Origin of the sequence: Acaryochloris sp. CCMEE 5410 (genome assembly GCF_000238775.2) — a bacterium.
Taxonomy (GTDB): domain Bacteria; phylum Cyanobacteriota; class Cyanobacteriia; order Thermosynechococcales; family Thermosynechococcaceae; genus Acaryochloris.
This window is the reverse complement of sequence record NZ_AFEJ02000001.1, coordinates 2,404,208-2,420,831: the sequence shown is the minus strand read 5'-3', so window position 1 is coordinate 2,420,831 and position 16,624 is coordinate 2,404,208. Positions and strand designations below refer to the sequence as shown.

Annotated in this window: 15 protein-coding genes; 4 read left to right on the top strand and 11 right to left on the bottom strand. The window is 46.0% G+C overall.

Features of this window, described 5'->3' with window-relative positions; all coding sequences use genetic code 11:
* Positions 1-91 precede the first annotated feature (91 nt).
* Positions 92-727: a PEP-CTERM sorting domain-containing protein gene (locus ON05_RS10920; protein ID WP_010474974.1), complete on the bottom strand. Its 636-nt coding sequence runs from the start codon at positions 725-727 to the stop codon at positions 92-94.
* A gap of 293 nt (positions 728-1,020) precedes the next feature.
* Positions 1,021-2,265 (bottom strand): glycosyltransferase family 4 protein, encoded by a 1,245-nt coding sequence (locus ON05_RS10915; RefSeq protein ID WP_236618997.1) that lies wholly within the window; start codon positions 2,263-2,265, stop codon positions 1,021-1,023.
* A 205-nt stretch (positions 2,266-2,470) separates the two neighbouring features.
* On the opposite strand from ON05_RS10915, the gene ON05_RS10910 reads away from it, so the two are divergent.
* A complete protein-coding gene (locus ON05_RS10910) occupies positions 2,471-3,763 on the top strand; it encodes a glycosyltransferase (RefSeq protein ID WP_010474971.1) in 1,293 nt (430 codons plus the stop codon).
* A gap of 100 nt (positions 3,764-3,863) precedes the next feature.
* On the top strand, positions 3,864-4,358 hold the full coding sequence (locus ON05_RS10905; RefSeq protein ID WP_010474969.1) for a DUF427 domain-containing protein: 495 nt from the start codon (positions 3,864-3,866) through the stop codon (positions 4,356-4,358).
* A 48-nt stretch (positions 4,359-4,406) separates the two neighbouring features.
* Here the strand turns inward: ON05_RS10905 and ON05_RS10900 are convergent, their stop codons facing one another.
* The 8 genes from ON05_RS10900 to ON05_RS10865 form a co-directional block, all read right to left on the bottom strand.
* Positions 4,407-4,967 (bottom strand): DUF11 domain-containing protein, encoded by a 561-nt coding sequence (locus ON05_RS10900; protein ID WP_010474967.1) that lies wholly within the window; start codon positions 4,965-4,967, stop codon positions 4,407-4,409.
* Between the two features lie 99 nt (positions 4,968-5,066).
* Entirely contained in the window at positions 5,067-7,664 is a 2,598-nt protein-coding gene (locus ON05_RS10895; RefSeq protein WP_236618996.1) for a hypothetical protein, read from the bottom strand.
* A 1,022-nt stretch (positions 7,665-8,686) separates the two neighbouring features.
* Positions 8,687-8,923 (bottom strand): hypothetical protein, encoded by a 237-nt coding sequence (locus tag ON05_RS10890; protein WP_236618995.1) that lies wholly within the window; start codon positions 8,921-8,923, stop codon positions 8,687-8,689.
* A gap of 99 nt (positions 8,924-9,022) precedes the next feature.
* Positions 9,023-10,159: an LptF/LptG family permease gene (locus ON05_RS10885; protein WP_010474961.1), complete on the bottom strand. Its 1,137-nt coding sequence runs from the start codon at positions 10,157-10,159 to the stop codon at positions 9,023-9,025.
* Between the two features lie 59 nt (positions 10,160-10,218).
* On the bottom strand, positions 10,219-10,947 hold the full coding sequence (gene lptB / locus ON05_RS10880; RefSeq protein WP_010474959.1) for an LPS export ABC transporter ATP-binding protein: 729 nt from the start codon (positions 10,945-10,947) through the stop codon (positions 10,219-10,221).
* A 44-nt stretch (positions 10,948-10,991) separates the two neighbouring features.
* Positions 10,992-11,387, bottom strand: a complete 396-nt coding sequence (locus ON05_RS10875; protein ID WP_236618994.1) for an LptA/OstA family protein — start codon at positions 11,385-11,387, stop codon at positions 10,992-10,994.
* Positions 11,388-11,473: 86 nt separating this feature from the next.
* Positions 11,474-11,911, bottom strand: a complete 438-nt coding sequence (locus tag ON05_RS10870; RefSeq protein WP_010474955.1) for a DUF309 domain-containing protein — start codon at positions 11,909-11,911, stop codon at positions 11,474-11,476.
* Positions 11,911-12,273 (bottom strand): ferredoxin thioredoxin reductase catalytic beta subunit, encoded by a 363-nt coding sequence (locus ON05_RS10865; protein ID WP_010474952.1) that lies wholly within the window; start codon positions 12,271-12,273, stop codon positions 11,911-11,913. Before ON05_RS10865 ends, ON05_RS10870 begins: the two co-directional genes overlap by 1 nt.
* 231 nt (positions 12,274-12,504) lie before the next feature.
* Between ON05_RS10865 and ON05_RS10860 the strand changes: the two genes are divergently transcribed.
* Positions 12,505-13,821 carry an FAD-dependent hydroxylase gene (locus ON05_RS10860; protein ID WP_010474950.1) on the top strand — a complete coding sequence of 439 codons (1,317 nt, stop codon included), beginning with the start codon at positions 12,505-12,507 and terminating at the stop codon, positions 13,819-13,821.
* Positions 13,822-13,863: 42 nt separating this feature from the next.
* Complete coding sequence (locus ON05_RS10855; protein ID WP_010474949.1) at positions 13,864-14,193, top strand: hypothetical protein; 330 nt, start codon at positions 13,864-13,866, stop codon at positions 14,191-14,193.
* A 10-nt stretch (positions 14,194-14,203) separates the two neighbouring features.
* Here ON05_RS10855 and ON05_RS10850 read toward each other — a convergent pair whose 3' ends face one another.
* On the bottom strand, positions 14,204-15,796 hold the full coding sequence (locus tag ON05_RS10850) for a serine/threonine-protein kinase (protein ID WP_010474948.1): 1,593 nt from the start codon (positions 15,794-15,796) through the stop codon (positions 14,204-14,206).
* Positions 15,797-16,624 lie beyond the last annotated feature (828 nt).

Below are 16,624 nucleotides of genomic sequence, written 5' to 3'. Positions count from 1 at the left end.
AAACTTCGCCACCAAGTTTTACGGCCAGGGTTACCCACCGCTGAGGTAATCTTTGCAGAAGACCAGGACCAGGAAACCCGGCATTATGGGCTTACAAAGTGCATTTGGATTGTTTTTGACGGACAAGATGCGACCGTTTTCTCTTGGCGAGGATACCAAGACCGATGGTCACGATGCTTCCCAAGAAAGTACTAGGCTCAGGAACAGCAACGATCTCATTTGAGGTAGAACCGTCAAATATTCCGCACAGGGAGAATGGAGAATCAACACAGAATTGTTGTCTTGGGCCGAAAAAATATGTGTTTAACGGGCCAGGACCAGCAGAGTAACCCTGGTCAATAGCGTTTCTATTTGGAACTGAAGTACTAATCCCTTCAATAGCCCCGGTAACGCCATCGCCCAAAGGACCACCATCTAAGTCATAGACAAGACCAAATAAGTCTCCAAATCCATAAGTTGTCGGTGGTGTTAACCGATTCCCAGAAAAAGTGACTCTGAAGTCTGAAACTTCACTGGAGTTTTGAAGTCCTCTGAAATACGCAATTTGACCATCGCCATTCAGGTCATCGGCGATGAAAAAACCTTCAGCGTAAGCACCTTCATCAAAACCATCTTGCCTGAAGTTATAGGTTAGGGAGGCTGCCGTTACTGGGGATGTAAAGCCCAGAATCAAGTTGCAGGCGGTATACGCACAGACCACTATTGCCACAAACTTTGAGTTCTTCATGTCTGAGTCTCAAATTTTCGATAATTATAGAATCAGTAGATCGAAAAAACTAATAATATTTTAGTTAATAACGCGGTGTACAACTTTAATTTCAACGAGTTTACGTCGTTTCAGACCTTGAAATTAGTATGAAGCTCATATTTCTTCCAAATGCTAATGCGAATATTCTCATTAGAGATTGTAAATCTTAGAAACACAAGGACTTTCTAAATACTCTAATTAACCTGTAGCCCTTGAATAGAAAGCATTGCAAGCGAAGTGATTATTCAAAATCTAAGTTGCACAGCACGTCATTAGCGATAGAGCACGGGAGGCACGGTTTGGGTTACCTGCTGCAAAACCTCAATATATTGTTCGCAAACCCTTGACCAAGTATAGTTTTCAGTCACCCAGGCATAAGCACTGTTCGAGAGACTGGGCAGCTTACTGTCTAGAACGTCATCAATGGTCTGGGCAAACTGGTGGGCATTGAGGGGCGCTACCTTAAATCCATTGCAACCGTTTTGCACCACATCTTGTAGCCCTTCTAAATCAGAGGCAACGACGGGGGTTCTGGCTTCATTAGCCTCTAATATAACGACCCCAAACCCTTCCATATCTCCTGCAACTGGGATATTGGGCATGACGAACAAATCGGCTGCATCATAGGCATGCTGCAATATCTCCGCCGACGTTTGCCCCGCGATGATGATCTGTTCAGGGTAGGGAGACTGGGCTCGAAGGTGTTTTAATCGCTGAGTTTCTGGCCCTTGACCAATCATTAAATACACGATTGGCTGCTGAATTTTGGGCAATACATGCTGCAAAAACCAGGCATGTCCCTTGCGTTTGACTTGCCGCCCCACACTGAGCAGTAACTTTTTGCCCTCTAAGGGGATCTGAAAAACGGATTCCAGCACGTCCCGAGATCCCGGTTGGTGGTAAGCACGAGGTTGGATATTCAGGGCATTTGGCAACACAAAGCTTTTGGTGGGATGTAATCCTCGCTCCAGGCTGGCTGCCTGAGTGGCTGCAGACACCGAAATCACCCCTTGCAAATAATGAAAAACCTTAGGCACCCATTGCTGATAAAGACGAACGGGTAAAGTTACGTCTTGGCCATGGTTAATGGTCACCATCGGTACAGCTACCCTGGATCTCATCAAGGGGGCCAGGGCTGCTGTCACCATCGAAGAGAACAAGACCACATCTGCCTGTTGCTCCTGAATAATGCGGGGCAAGGTCCCCAATAGCTTAATCAAAAAGCCCAAGGTTCTCAATTCTGTCCCCTGCCAAGGCGACTTCACTACCAAGGGAAATACGGAGATATCCGTTCGCCCTTGCAGATGCTCTAACAACTGCAAACTGACGGTCTGCATTCCCCCAATATTTTCCAAGTTGGCATGGGCGGGTGGATGGAGATGAGAGATATAGATAATGTTGAGGGATGTGTTTGCTGATCCAGGAATTGGAGCAGTCAGTGCAGGTCCCAAGGACGGTCTTTGGGGTTTAATCACACACATCGAACAGCGGACAGCGTTTTCAGCAATACCATCCACGGATAATACTATGGATTGCCATGACTGATGCGGTAACCATTTTGGTCGTAAAAATTTCTGTTTTCTTGAAAATCTTGTGGAGACAGCGATTGTGTGAATATTACACAGACCAAGCTAAGCAGAGCTTAACCTCAACCCATCGCTAACCTTAATCTTGATTCGGTATTTGTTTTAAGTAGTCCTCATTGCTCAAAGCCTTACCAGCATGAAAATTGCGATTATTGCGTCTGGTTTCCTGCCCGTTGTCGACGGGGTCACGGTTAGTGGTTTTCATCGCTTACAGAAGCTGAGCGATTGGGGGCATCAGGTGAAGCTGTTTTGCCCTGATTACAGTGCATTAGCCAGCGTGTATCCGAACTGGCAAGACTATATTGGCCCCATTCTGCCTAATGTAGAAGTTATTCCTCTTACCAGCAGTGCGTTTATGGGGCTGGACTTTGAGCGCAATGTTACCTGGCGAGCCCGTCGTCATCTGCAGACGGCCTTAGAAGCCTTCCAGCCTGATATTGTCCATGTGGATGAGCCGGAACGCTTATCGGTGGGGCTGTGGCAAATCCCTGGTATTCAATATGCTCAGCGAGCCAATATTCCCTGCGTTGGTTTTTTTCGTACCAATTTTATTGAGTATGCCGAGGACTATTTCAACTGGCCCCCAAGAGCCCTGTCTGTCCTCAAAACCTGTTTTACACTCTTACTTCGCCGTGTCTATAACGCCTATGGCACCACCTTGGTTACCAGCCCCATCACTCATCAGAAAATTATCGACTTAGGCATTACCAATACGTGCTATGCCAGCTTAGTTGGGTTTGATGCAGACCACTTCAGCCCAGCCCTCAAGTGCTCCGACTACTTTGCCCAAACCTATGGGCTGCCCCAAGTCGATGGACAGGTCAAGCTCGTATTTGTCGGTCGCCTGACTCCCGATAAGGGCTGGGGGTTTACGTTTAAGGCTTTACAAGACTTTTTTAGCCGCGTTAAGCCTGATCGAGTTGCCCTGTTGGTGGCAGGGGATGGCCCCATGCACTCAGAAATTGAAGATGCTCTTCAGCAACTGACTCACCAGGTGCATATGTTAGGTCGGGTTGCTCCTCACCAAGTTCCAGCCCTTTTAGCCAATAGCGATATTCATGTTACGACTTCGGAAAAAGAAGCGAGAGGACTCACCGTTTTAGAAGCCTTTGCTTCAGGTATTCCTGTCCTGGCACCGAGGGCCGGTGGCGTGGTGGAAAACATTGTGGATGGCTGGAATGGATTCTTGTATACCCCACAATCCATTGCTGATTTTGCTGATAAACTCCAACAGTTGGTCACCAACTCTAATCTAAGGCAGCATATGGGCGAACGGGCACAATCTAGTCTTGACCAATATAGTTGGGACAATACGGTTCATACCCTAGTCTCCCTGTGGCAAGAGTTGATTCGGAAACGACAGGCTGTTCCTCAGACCACCTTGTCCCTTAAACCGCTGGTTAACTCCACTGCAGATGCCCAATCCTAGTGGGTTGATTCTGTCTGTCAGCTTATGCCCCCCCTAAGACCAATCAACGTTACTCTCAAAAGAGAGTATTGCTTGCCGTCTAAAGAGGAGTCCAGTTTACATGCCCCTGAATCGTATTGAGCCAGGTCCGGGTCAAGAATCGGTATGGGATTATCCGCGTCCTCCTCGGTTGGAAGATTCCTCCAAACATATTCAGATCATTTTCAATGGCGTTACCTTAGCGGATACTCACCAAGCCAAGCGAGTCTTAGAAACTAGTCATCCGCCGGTCTACTATATTCCGCCTACCGATATTCAAATGGAGTATCTGCAGCTCACGCGACGATCCACCTTTTGTGAATGGAAAGGCTCAGCTGGATATTACACGGTAACGGTGTGCGATCGCACCGAAGAGAACGTCGCCTGGTTTTACGCCAATCCCACCCCTCGTTTTGCGGATCTCAAAGATTACGTCGCCTTCTATCCCAGCCGTATGGACGTTTGCACCCTCGATGGAGAAGTAGTGCAGGCCCAAGCTGGTGATTTTTACGGCGGTTGGATTACTCCTGATATTGTGGGTCCCTTCAAAGGCGGTGCCGGAACTTGGGGATGGTAAATACCCTCAGGTTTCTGCAAACAACCGGAGAAATTGCCTCAAGTCTACTTACTGCACTGCAACCTCATAGACTGCTTGCACAGAAGCCATTGGCTTTAAAGACTCGCTATAATCCCATTGCACATGGGTATAAGCATCAGCTGGTGCAGGTTCCATCTTGACCGTTCCATCCGGCTGGGTGACCTCCAGCATGGGTTGTGCAGAATAGGTCTGCCCCCCATCAATACTGTAAGTAAGGGTGGCACCGTTGGCCCGAGCAGAATCCAAAACATAAGCCGTTTGGTTCGGAATAGGTTGGTTAATTTTTAGCTCCGAAGCGGGTTTATCTCCAGCATTCTCGCTCACCAAGGTGTAGCGTAAGACATCACCTGGACGGACCGTGACATTGTCTTCCACCACTTCCCAGGAGATCTCTGGCTCACCGTTAGCATTAGTGGTAGTGACTTTTTTCTCTGCAGATAGCACCAGCTTCACTTCTGGTTGCAATATTTTGTTTACCAGCTCAGTGCCAGCCTTTTGTAAATTAGCAAAGACTGGAGTGCCACTGACAAAAGGAACCGCTGCAGCAACCGCTAAAATACCCAGACCAATGGATAAGCGACGTTTCATCATGAGAAGACCTTTGAAATTCAACAGCGGGAGGATCGATAATGATTCGACCTTCGGCTAAATAGATAACCTGTTGACAGGGTTCCCACCCAACCCTCATTACTTAATACGACGACGGAAAAGGAATTGCCCTCGCTGGCCTGGATCGACTTGTCCGACCTCATTTTCGTATTTCTGGACTTTGGTATCATCGACCGGATCCGACGTGGTCAAAGGATTGGGATCATCACTATTCGTGAAGTATCTCACCACCCCTTGATCCGCACTCGTATTTTGCTGATGGTTCGAGAAACTCGCCCAGTTATTCGTTGTACCACCTACAGTGGCCGTCCCATCTTCCACCAAGGTTAAGTCAGGAATCGTCAGACCGATATTGCCATTCCCCACCACCGGAGTCGAGATATTCTCGTAAGTAATTCGGTACTCAAGCTGATAATCTAGCTGGATATTAACACCATCCAAAATACTTTGGTCAGAAGTCCAGGCTTGAATAACCTCCCCATTGGCATCCAAGACTTGGACTTCTTTAATGACTTGTAGAAAGCCAGTATACAGGCGGTCAATCGTCACGTTATTGGTGGTTTCCCCTGTGAAACCTGGATTATTGATCGGATCGTCATCCGGAAACGCCACGATTGGAATAGGAATCTCGTCATTAACCCCCACACCATCAGGTAGATCCACCGTCACGGAGTAGTTAATCGTTCGCCCTGCAGGTAAATCACCCGCATTGACATGCCTGGGTGTACCATCAGCAACGCCTCCAGTCGTACTAGCAAGTAGCTCAAAGGTATTGGTGGTACTATCCCATTGATAGGTCGCGGTTCGCTCATCGCCATTTCCTGGATTGCCATCTGGATCGTAGGCAATGGTTACGACCGTACCATTAGGAATATCGGCATCTGTACCATATTGCCCCGTCAATGTACTGTCATCAGCTCCCTCCGCCTGAGTGGGCGAAATCGGCTGAATCGTAACATCAGCAATAAACCCGGTACTAGCCGGATTTTGAACGGAATTGTTAAAGGTAGATGGAGCTGGATCGAACGTGTCCGTAGGACCTAAATTGGGAGGAATATCAGTGGATTGGTTTGTAAAATCATCATCGTCATCTGATGGCCCCCCTGCCCCAGGCACCCCATCAGGACCGTTGAGAATATCGTCGCTAGCTGCCACTTCTCCTAAGCGGATCACATTGACTTCACCATTCGGGCCTGTCCCAGTATTTCCATTGCCTGCGTCAGTGCCCTGCGTTACTGGATTAGCGACTCCAGTATCAGTTGTAGGGTTGTAGTTACTGCCAGTTGGGCTAGGAGGCGTTTGATTATCGTTGAAATTATTGGGATGAGAATCCCCTGATTCATCATAAATAACTTGGTTAGATGAATCGCCAACTGTTTCTCCAAACACCTGCGCTAGGTTATTCACCTGTCCACCTAGGGGGGGCAATCCAGATGTAACTACAGTGAAGCGAAATGGCGTTACGGTTGTCCCTCTACCCAGAACAGGTCCACCCACAAAAATAAAACCAAGCCGAGTCACTGAGGTCAGAGGAGGTGGCGTTGTGACCCAAGCTGCAGCTGTTGCTGGTGTACTGGTTGGTGTAGTGGTATAAACAGCTTGCCAATTTGCTGGAATGTTATCAATTGACGAAAGCTTTGTCCCTACCGGAATCGCATCAGAGACTAAAATTCTGGGAGTCGATATACCGTTCAAATTAATCGGTGTTCCCTCTAAATTAGCAGGAACAAAAGCGGCATTCGGTGAGGTATTCTCAACGGTTAGGGCTAAATCATAGGTAATTAAATCATCGTTAGCTGTCGGCGTAGGTCCTGGGTTGAGATTAGACGCGGTCTTAGCTATCGTCGCCAATGCAATCGGTCTAAGTGAGCTTCCAAAAGGAATACTATTTGTCGCACTGGCTTCCCGTTCACCATTTTCTGGGGCACCATTGCTTGGATTAGCATCAACGGTACGAAGGTCATCTGCTCTAGCACCATCTGAGTTATCGGGTTGGTTTTGAGTACTTACACTATTGTTATTGGGGCCTGTGTTCCCTAGTGTGACGCCTACATCAGCACCAGCTGGTATATTCGGAGCTGGGGTCCCAGTTACACGAACCTTTAATACCTGATCAGGATCTAGATCTGCTAAGCCGGGTATCGACAAGGCACTCAAGTTAGAACCACCTGCAGGTACAGTTGCCAGTACTGTCCCAGATGCATTCACAATCTGCACTGTACTGGGAACAAAATTCTCAGCATTTAGGTTGTTCGTACCAGGGATAAATAAATTAGTAGGGGCATTACCAATATTGGTGACATCAAAGGTAAAGGTTAAAGTATCCCCAGCATCAACAGAGCCACCATCTAAATCAGCAAATCCGGATGGCACTGCCGATAAGCCTGCTACTTCAGCAACAGTAACTGTAATTGTATTTGACGTTGCATCAATGGTTGTTGAGGAAGCAGGATCCTCCTTGTAGGTGCCTGTTGCTGTATTGGTAATCTGCTCCCCTGCAGCAGTTCCTAAAGCTAAGGCAGGGAAAAGAGGCTGAAGAAGACTACTAGCCAAAATGGCGGCAATGGCGAGAGGGCCAAGTTTACGTGGAGAAGTATAAGACTGAGGTCTATCGTCATTCATGTCGTCTTGGAGTTCTTGGTAATGGGGAAAACAGCAAATCAGGATCTGCAGCAAGGAATCACCGTTAACTTGCAATCAGGCAATATTGATCACTTCAAGTACGAGCTGGACCCTTGCACTTGAGTTTTAGAGTGCCGTTTTTCTCAATTTCATAACGAAACCAGAAAGTCAGGTTACTTTCCCTGGCCTATTAGACATTCAGGATCAATATGGTCTTGCAACGTTAGTGCTAATGATGCATATGAGTTGTCAGATCTACACAGATCTAGGGTTCCCATTGAGAAAAATTAAAATGACATTTCAATACGGGCACTTTATTTATTTAGATGTAGTTAGCTTTTTCTAGTTGTTCAAGAAGATCATAATATTGTTGAGTATTGAATATTTCTCAATATGATATCTCGTTCAAAAAAGTTAAATTATTGTCTAATGGATATGAGTAATATATGATTTTATTGTAATTAAAAATCATTTTAAAGAGAATCAATTCTTGAAATATCTAATCTATTTAATTGTCTTATTCAACGACTTCTGATAGAGACATGAGTTTGGATTCTCCTCTTTTAGATTTGACTCAGAAGATCATTCAGTCTTGACTAGAGAAACCAGCAGGTTTGCAATTTAATGCTGACTATATATGCTATGAAAAAATTCTTAAGGTGTTATAGAGAAAGGAGTATAAGCTTATAACAGAAAGTATTTTAGTTGCAAGTTCTGCTATGAAGGTTGCAGGAATTTATAGGGCACTCTTTTTAGAGTTAAAATAGGACAGGTTATTTAATTTATCCATCTTTATTTCTGGTTTATGCAGGTATTTTATTTAAAAAATTTCTTTTTCTTGTAAAAATATTTTTTAGATTTTACTGCAGTATGTGGCCTGTTTATAAAGTTTTGATATTGCAAATGAATGACATGTTAAATCTACTCTGTAAGGAAAAATTATCAATATATTGTATCGAAATATTGTTTAAATGGAGTTGGCGAATTGTGTGGTGTATAGCTAAGATAGCCATGCCTTCTACTCAATAAAGAAATTGCAAACTTGTCTCGAACTCAAGTGAAGTATTGAGGAGAACTTATACTTCTGAACCTGCAAGCTGAGCAAGGAGCTGTGCTCCTGTCATGCCATGAATTTTATTGGCTAAGCTGTAGAATTCAGGTGTCTCATCAATAAAAACTTGACGACCAAACAGAAATTCTTTGCTGTTAGCAAACCAGCCTACAGGGATAAAGTATTGCTGTTTCTCCTTCAAACGATAAAGCAGGTGTATGCCACAGGTCTGGCAAAATCCTCGTTCAGCCCAAAACGACATGAATTGCTTCATAAAGACGACTGAGCTTCCTGCAAGTTTGACCTATGGACGCCCATGGAAATACTCGGACATTATAGAGATTTTTTTATTCCCTGAGAATTATAAATTTGAGTACGATAAACCTTTCTGTAGTCTTCGCAGAGCGTTTCCTGGTCGCAGTAGTAAACTTACCCCAATGAAGCCAGTCACAAGATTGGGGGCCCAAGCTCCAAACCACGGTGAAATAATGCCTAATTGACCCCAGGCATCGGCGATGAAAATTAGGATATATTGCCCCAATACCAATATCAGGCTAATACCAAAGCCATTGCTAACAGCTAATCGACGCTGACTGATGCCTAAAGTACTCCCGACTAGCCCAAAGACGATCACTGTAAATGGGAGTGCAATTTTGCGGTGAATTTGGATTGCTAAAGCCCTGATTTGAGTTGGACGACCTGTTTGTCGGAGTTTTGTGAGTAGCTGCTGTGACTGGGCTAGGGTCACCCCATTGGGGTTGATGTCAGGATCAGTGAGAGACAATTGGGGCGGCAGCTGAAGTTCCTGTTTGGAAAACTCAATAATATGTTTTTCAGCTCCATCAGTCCCTACGGCATAGATAGAGCCATCCTTAAATGTCCAGATATTGCGCTCTGCATTCCAGGTGGCTGATTGAGCGACTAAGACCTGCTGATTGTTGGGCAGAGTCCAATCGATGACGGTGATGCCAGATAAGGTTTGCCCCTGGCCAGTTTGAGCATAAAAAAGGCGGCGCAGCTCTTGATTGGGACCAATATCTTGATAGACGATGTGTTGGCCTTGGAGTGAAAATTGACCTGCTTGTAAGGTTTGGAGTAGTAGATGGTGTGAGTGAGCTTGACTCACAGGAACGAGGCTTTCGGTCAGTCCGAACATTAATAGGCAGGCTAATAGTGAAAAAACTAGACAAGATCCAATCAAGCGGTTTAAGTGCAGCCCTGCGGATTGGAGAGCCAGCAATTCACCATCACTCTGCAACCGCGATAAGGTTAGCAAACAAGCCAATAATACCGACATGGGAATGGCAAGACTGACAAAGTAAGGCAGTTGTAAGGTTAGAATTGATAGTGCGATCGCAATCGGTAACCGTGCTTCTGACACCTGCCGTAACAGATCAAACAAGACCGCCGCTGAAACACCAATAGATGAGAAAGCCACCATGCCCCATAAAAAAGGTGGCAGCAATTGTCGAAACAGATAGCGATCGACCAAAGCCAATCTTGGCCGTCCTACAATCCTGCTCACTCTAGACATAGGGTTTGGGTCTAGGGTAACTATCAACGTTGAAATTGATTTCCCAAGTAATACTGACGAACATAGGGATCATCATAAAGCTCTGCAGGAGTGCCTGCAGCCAGGATACTCCCTTCCCTTAAGATATAGGCCCGATGGGTGATCGCCAGGGTTTCGCGGACATTATGATCTGTGATTAAGATACCTAAGTTGCGATCGCATAATCGACCAATCATGGTTTGCATCCCTGAGACAGCGATGGGATCAATGCCCGCAAAGGGTTCATCCAAGAGGAGAAATCTTGGCCCCTCTTTGCCCATGGCTAACACCCGTGCTAATTCTGTCCGGCGACGCTCCCCTCCAGACACTTGCATCCCCAGCGTATTCGCCACATGCTCCAGCTGAAATTCTGCTAGTAAACGGGCTAACCGAGAGGACCATTGTGGGCGGGGCACCCCCGACTGTTCCATTACCATCAATAAATTGTCTCGTATACTCAGATGACGAAAAATACTTGGCTCTTGGGCAAGATAGCCAATGCCTAACCGGGCTCGCTGATGCAACGGTAATGTTGTGATCTCTTGACTGCCCAACCACACGGTTCCATGGGTTGGCCGTTCTAAGCCCACCGCAATATAAAAGGAGGTGGTTTTGCCTGCGCCATTGGGCCCCAGTAGCCCTACAATCTCGCCTTGACCTGTAGACAGAGAGACATTCTGCAAGACGCTACGGCGGCGATAAGATTTGCTAATGTCTTGTAGGCGAATACGCAAGGGGACTCCTCGTAGATTGTCAGAAAAGTCCTCAGATAATCAGGCTACTGAGATAGGTTTACGTTCGTCTCCACCGCCTCAGATGATTCAGTCTCAGCCTCAAATCGGCCTTCATCAATCACATAGGTAATCTTATCTGCTTGAATATTATTGCCCTCATGCTCGATTAGCACATCTCCTTCCATGAGGATGCGGCGTTCTCGGCTAAAGTACTGAGCCTTAGCAGCCGTCGCTTTCAACTTATGTTGAGGATAAAGGATTTGAACATTACCGGCTGCCGTTACAATACCGGTTTTAGCATTGGCTTTTTGGACATCTGCTCTTAGGGTCAACGATCGCCGCTGATCCTGGGCTTGAATCGGATTAAAAAAAATCGCCCCTAGCCCTAAGAGGATGATGCATACTAGATTGACTCTGAGTCTAAAAATGGGCGCTCGCATTTGCAAATTGCTCATCGGTTACCTGTTTAAAGCTCGATGGTTCTTTCTTTCAGTCATTCAGCCACTCTAGTGTTCTGTATTAGGCTTTATTCTACCGTGGTGATTTTGGGTAATAAAGTTAAGCGATTCATAAGGCTAACATCTTGGGACGCAGACTCAGACTGCTGATGAGCCGGTAAGACGAGTTGACTGAATATTGCCACTTGCGCCGGTCCATGTTTCTGCAAGCATTCTAGTAGGTTTGCACTGACATCAACAAATGTTTCAATATCCAATCCTGCAAATTCTGGTTCATAGGACTGCAAGCGACCGATACCTTCACCTAAAAGAATGACAGCACCTTGCCAGTTTTTGTTGCCTAGATGATAGCAAGCAACCGAAACTTGTAAAAAACCTTGGTAAAGACTTTTCGGTGGATCAGTTGCTTCCATCCACAACGCCTCAAGGGTATCGTGACAGGCATAATATTGGCCTTGATTGAACTCCTCAACCCCTTGCCAAAAAGCGGGAGGTAGTTCATCCATTAGAACTTGTCTGTCTCAGTTCGGATTTGGTCAACAGTGATAGTTTGTTGGTCCCCAGCAAAAGGATTATCAGGGGTTAGGAACAGCATGCAGTGGCATTCTTTGCGCTCTCGCATGGGCACACAAGGGCAATTCCAATAAGCAGCTGCCACTTCCGCTTCTTTATCCTCGTAATAACGGCAAGGGCACAAGGGAGAACCTAAGTCATCTTTATGCTTCGCGAGACCTTCAATGACAACAGCTGTTGTTCCAAGATCCGAGCAAAAATACGTTCCAGTCCGCTGAGCATAGGTCTCAGAAAACTTCCGCATTGCCTCCAGGCTTTTTTCCGTGGCTTGTTGGGCACCGCTAGCTTGTGTCATAAGATCCTTGGGGTCAAAAACTTGGGGACAGAATATAGGCTTCTTTTGGTTTAAAGCCTACCATTATTGGTTTGTGTTTATAGACCGCAATTATTCTGAGTAGAAAAAATCTCTAAGGACATCTCACCTGACCGTTGTTGCTCTGTTAACGCTTAATCATAGAAGTCTCCAGTTGCCTACCGTTCAAAAAACAGGCAACAATGAAAGAAGTATTACGATCCTTCTCATTCCATGGCTTCAGTTCAACACACCACGAAACATACTGCTGTTGCGGGAGTTAATGCCCCATCTCCCACCAGCTTTGACTATGACGTAGCCATTGTTGGGGGTGGAATCGTTGGCGCAACTCTCGCTGCAGCCCTCAAAGACACAAACCTGCGGGTGGCCGTGATTGAAGCGCAACCCCGCTCAGTAGCCGTCGCTAAGGGCCAAGCCTATGCGATTCACCTCAGTTCTAGCCGAATTTATCAGGGAATTGGCGTTTGGGAGGCTATTGCTCCTCAAGTCGAATATTTTTCTCAAGTGCATCTCTCGGATGGGAATTGTCCCAGTGTCGTCAAATTTAAACCGAGAGATTTGGGGACGCCTGTTTTAGGCTATGTTGCCGAACATCGAGTGTTACTCAAAGAGCTACTGCAGTTTCTGGAAACTTGTGATCATGTGGACTGGGTCTGTCCTGCTCAAGTAACAGCCACCCGTTACCATTCTCATGGTGTAGAGATTCAATTGGCACCCAGCTCTTTTGGTGCAGAAGCAGCCCATCGCCCTAATGTCGAGAATGTCGAGTCTCTTCCTCAAACTTTAAACGTCAGAATGTTGGTGGCGGCAGATGGGGCCCGCTCTCAAGTTCGTCAACAGGCCGGTATTACCACTCAAGGCTGGGATTATTGGCAATCCTGTCTTGTGGCTACCATTGCCCCTGAGAAGTTTCATAACCATATTGCCTATGAGCGATTTTGGCCCAGTGGTCCTTTTGCTATTTTGCCGATTGCAAATCGCCAATGTCGAATTGTGTGGACGGCTCCCCATGCCCAAGCCCAAGCGTTATTGGATTTAGAAGAAGATCAGTTTCTAGACTTACTTCAACAAAGATACGGATCACAAATGGGCAAACTTTCTCTAGTGGGGCGCCGCTTCCTATTTCCAGCGAAATGGATGCATTCCACCCAGTATACGGGGCACCGTCTTGCTCTGGTGGGGGATGCAGCCCATACTTGCCATCCGGTCGGGGGGCAAGGATTGAACTTAGGCATTCGAGATGCAGCAGCCTTAGCCCAAGTCCTGCATGTCGCCCATCAAGCCGGTCAAGATATCGGGAGTGTTCAGGTACTCCGGCAATATCAGCGCTGGCGTCGCCGCCAAAATTGGCTAGCCCTCGGTTTTACCGACATTCTCAATCGAGTCTTTTCCAATCGGTGGTTCTTAGTGGTTCAAGGACGGCGCTTGGGCTTGCGTATATTGCAATGGATTGCTCCCCTGCGGATCCTGGCGCTCCGCTTTATGGCTGGTTTGAGTGGCCGTTTGCCGAACCTGGCACAACCTAAGTAGACTCATAGGAACTCATCTATACCTTCAAGGGACCCAGAAGAAATGGCTGAAAGGCACCATAGTAGAGTCAATGCTTCAGTGCTCTGGGATGTGATCTATCGACTTCTCGTTACCACTCCCGAAAGCCAAGGATTGCATAGACTCCTTACAGGTACTACAACAACGGCTCGAAGATCTGAGTTTACAGTTGAATATAGATGTGTGTTAGGGAAATGCGAACGCAAAATTCAAACCATTGCTTTAGATGGCGATATCAGTGCCATCGTCGCTTCTCCCACATCTTGGGACGTTGTCGAGTCCCAGTTTTGCTGGAGAGAGGGTACGCAGAAGCTGGCACCCAATTTTGCTAGTGTCACCTGCGTAGGATGGTAGTGATCTCGACTTAGGTTTGAAATTTCTGCCCTTGGGCATTTTCAAGCTTAATTAAAATATTGGGTTTAATTTTTTCCAACTCGGCCTTCAGCATTTGCTTACTGGTCATGGCTGAACCCGGTACAACAGCCCCTCGACTAATGCGCATCCAATCTTGAAAGATTTGCTTCTGATAAGGAGCAATCGGGACGGTACAAACGTTAGCGGGTTGTTCAGGATCCTCTCGGGAGAAGAAAATGAGTGGGTAATAGCCAGTCTGGCTGAGCAATTGCACCGCTTTTTCACCGCGAGCATCCTTTAAATCTAGATAGCAAGGCAACCACTTGGGTCCTGACATCGGATCATAAATCGTCGTAATCCACAGCACCATGGGATGAGGATGAATCGTGCATAAAAACTGGTTATAGCGGGTATTCAGCAGCCGCTGGCTGACTTCAGAGCGCGGCAACATTACCCATAAGGCCACCGCTTCTTCCTTTTCAGTTTTCAGTAACTGTGGAAATACAATATCTGCAATAGGCTTGTTTTTAGGCCAAGCGACATTCCAACCTGCATCCTCAATGGACCAAAACCGTTGTTGAGGATTTGGAATAGAGGGAACGCGGGCCGTTCCAAGGGTACGGCGTCGATCCGATACAGTGCTTTGATAGGATTCTTTTTCGACAATGACGGGTTCATCAATTTCGGCTTTGCCTCCATCTAAACCTTGCTCTATCAAGGTTTGGATGACCGACAGGATATCAGCCATGGTCTGGGGGCGAGCGTCCGGAGACTTCGCCATACAAGACATAATCAAGTCGTTAAGAGAGGTAGGGATTTGTAATCCTGGGGCGACTTGGTTAAAGGTTTTAGGAACTTGAGAGCGATGGGCATGATACCAACTGCCAATCGAATTGGTTTCGGCCTGAATGGGGATATGTCCTGTTAGCACCTCAAACATCGTGATGCCGAGACTATATATATCAGAACGGTTATCTAGATCCTTGCCAGCAATCTGTTCAGGAGAACAATAAGCTAACGTTCCCATGAACGAGCCTGTTTGATTGGATTCAGAAGTGTCTGATAAAAACTGAGCAATGCCAAAATCTAAAACTTTAGCCAAAGTCCCTAAGCTCGGATCAGAAATCACAAAAGCGTTGCTAGGCTTAATATCGCGGTGGATGACTTGACAGTGTTTGCCATCAATTTTTATGCCTTGGTGGGCACATTCTAATCCCAAACACATATGCCGCATTAACCGCAAAAATTGGTTAATGCCTAAGGGTTGAGCGGCAATTACATCACTTAAATTTTTCCCCTCCATATACTCCATGACATAGAAAGGCGCTTCATTACGGTGCACACCATAATCTAAAACCCTGACGATATGGAGACTTCGCTGCCCAAGTTGCGCTCCAGTTCGAGCTTCATGGGCAAACCGCATTTTCATTTTTTCGCTCAGTAATGTTTGAGCGAGAAATTTAACGGCAACTGTGACACCGCCTAGGAGCTGATCTTCCGCCCGATAAACTTTTCCCATCGAGCCTTGACCAATCAGCTCTGCTAACCGATATCGGTTGATCAGCACTTGACCAAGATTTGGATCGGCGTTGTCGTCAATCATCTTATGATTGTTCTCCCAAACACCGATCAAATGGACTCCAGAACAAGGTAGTGATTGTCCTAATGTTGTGCGTTCTTCTCAACGGTATGCTATCAACAAGTGTCATCACTCAACAGTTTTCCCAGAAGGTTCAGAATTTGAACAGTTCCCGCAACACTTGCCGAGCATCAATAGAATATTCTCTACAATACTGTTGACTTTCTTCCAGGAAACTCAAGCATAAACTTGTAGACTGAATATTGAAGTACATCAATCTTAACTTATCTTTTTCAAGTCTCCTCATCCCCCACAAGTATTCATCAAACAAGGACAGAGAGATGAATTAGAGGAATAAACGCTATCATTTTTTACAATCTGAACTATAAAATTCAGATAAATTCAATTTTAAGAAACAAAATTGGGAATTATAATCTCTAGTGTTAGCTCGAATGTAATAGTAACTCAGCCTAGCTCTGTAAATGCTGTCTATCGTTAGGTCACTAGTTAAAATACCAATGTTATAGATACAGCTATGTTGTGCTGATGCACTGAACAATTGATCTAAATATCGAGTTCATTAGGTAAACCGGGGGGATTATCTTCAAATCTTTATTTTTCAAAACAAATATCACCAGTATTGAGCGTTTTAGAGCCGCAAAGTTCTGAAGCACGGCTTTAGCTTGCTCTCATTTTGGCTCCCGAAGCTGGTGCGAGACTCACAAATTCGCAACACTCTTAGGTCTGTCATTTTTGGGGAGCAGTAACTTTCGTGCTCTTAGTGTTTGTCGTCTGTAAGGCAAATTCACAAGGGCAGACGAAGTTCTAATGGCGTCTTCCGGGCAACTTCTC

Bases quoted from the DNA above. Each gene is read 5' to 3' on its own strand.
- ON05_RS10890 (WP_236618995.1), bottom strand. From the start codon at position 8,923: ATGTCGTTTTGGGCTGAACGAGGATTTTGCCAGACCTGTGGCATACAC.
- ON05_RS10860 (WP_010474950.1), top strand. From the start codon at position 12,505: ATGGCTTCAGTTCAACACACCACGAAACATACTGCTGTTGCGGGAGTT.
- ON05_RS10865 (WP_010474952.1), bottom strand. From the start codon at position 12,273: ATGACACAAGCTAGCGGTGCCCAACAAGCCACGGAAAAAAGCCTGGAG.
- ON05_RS10920 (WP_010474974.1), bottom strand. From the start codon at position 727: ATGAAGAACTCAAAGTTTGTGGCAATAGTGGTCTGTGCGTATACCGCC.
- ON05_RS10910 (WP_010474971.1), top strand. From the start codon at position 2,471: ATGAAAATTGCGATTATTGCGTCTGGTTTCCTGCCCGTTGTCGACGGG.
- ON05_RS10900 (WP_010474967.1), bottom strand. From the start codon at position 4,967: ATGAAACGTCGCTTATCCATTGGTCTGGGTATTTTAGCGGTTGCTGCA.
- ON05_RS10855 (WP_010474949.1), top strand. From the start codon at position 13,864: ATGGCTGAAAGGCACCATAGTAGAGTCAATGCTTCAGTGCTCTGGGAT.
- ON05_RS10850 (WP_010474948.1), bottom strand. From the start codon at position 15,796: ATGATTGACGACAACGCCGATCCAAATCTTGGTCAAGTGCTGATCAAC.
- ON05_RS10870 (WP_010474955.1), bottom strand. From the start codon at position 11,911: ATGGATGAACTACCTCCCGCTTTTTGGCAAGGGGTTGAGGAGTTCAAT.
- ON05_RS10905 (WP_010474969.1), top strand. From the start codon at position 3,864: ATGCCCCTGAATCGTATTGAGCCAGGTCCGGGTCAAGAATCGGTATGG.
- ON05_RS10875 (WP_236618994.1), bottom strand. From the start codon at position 11,387: ATGCGAGCGCCCATTTTTAGACTCAGAGTCAATCTAGTATGCATCATC.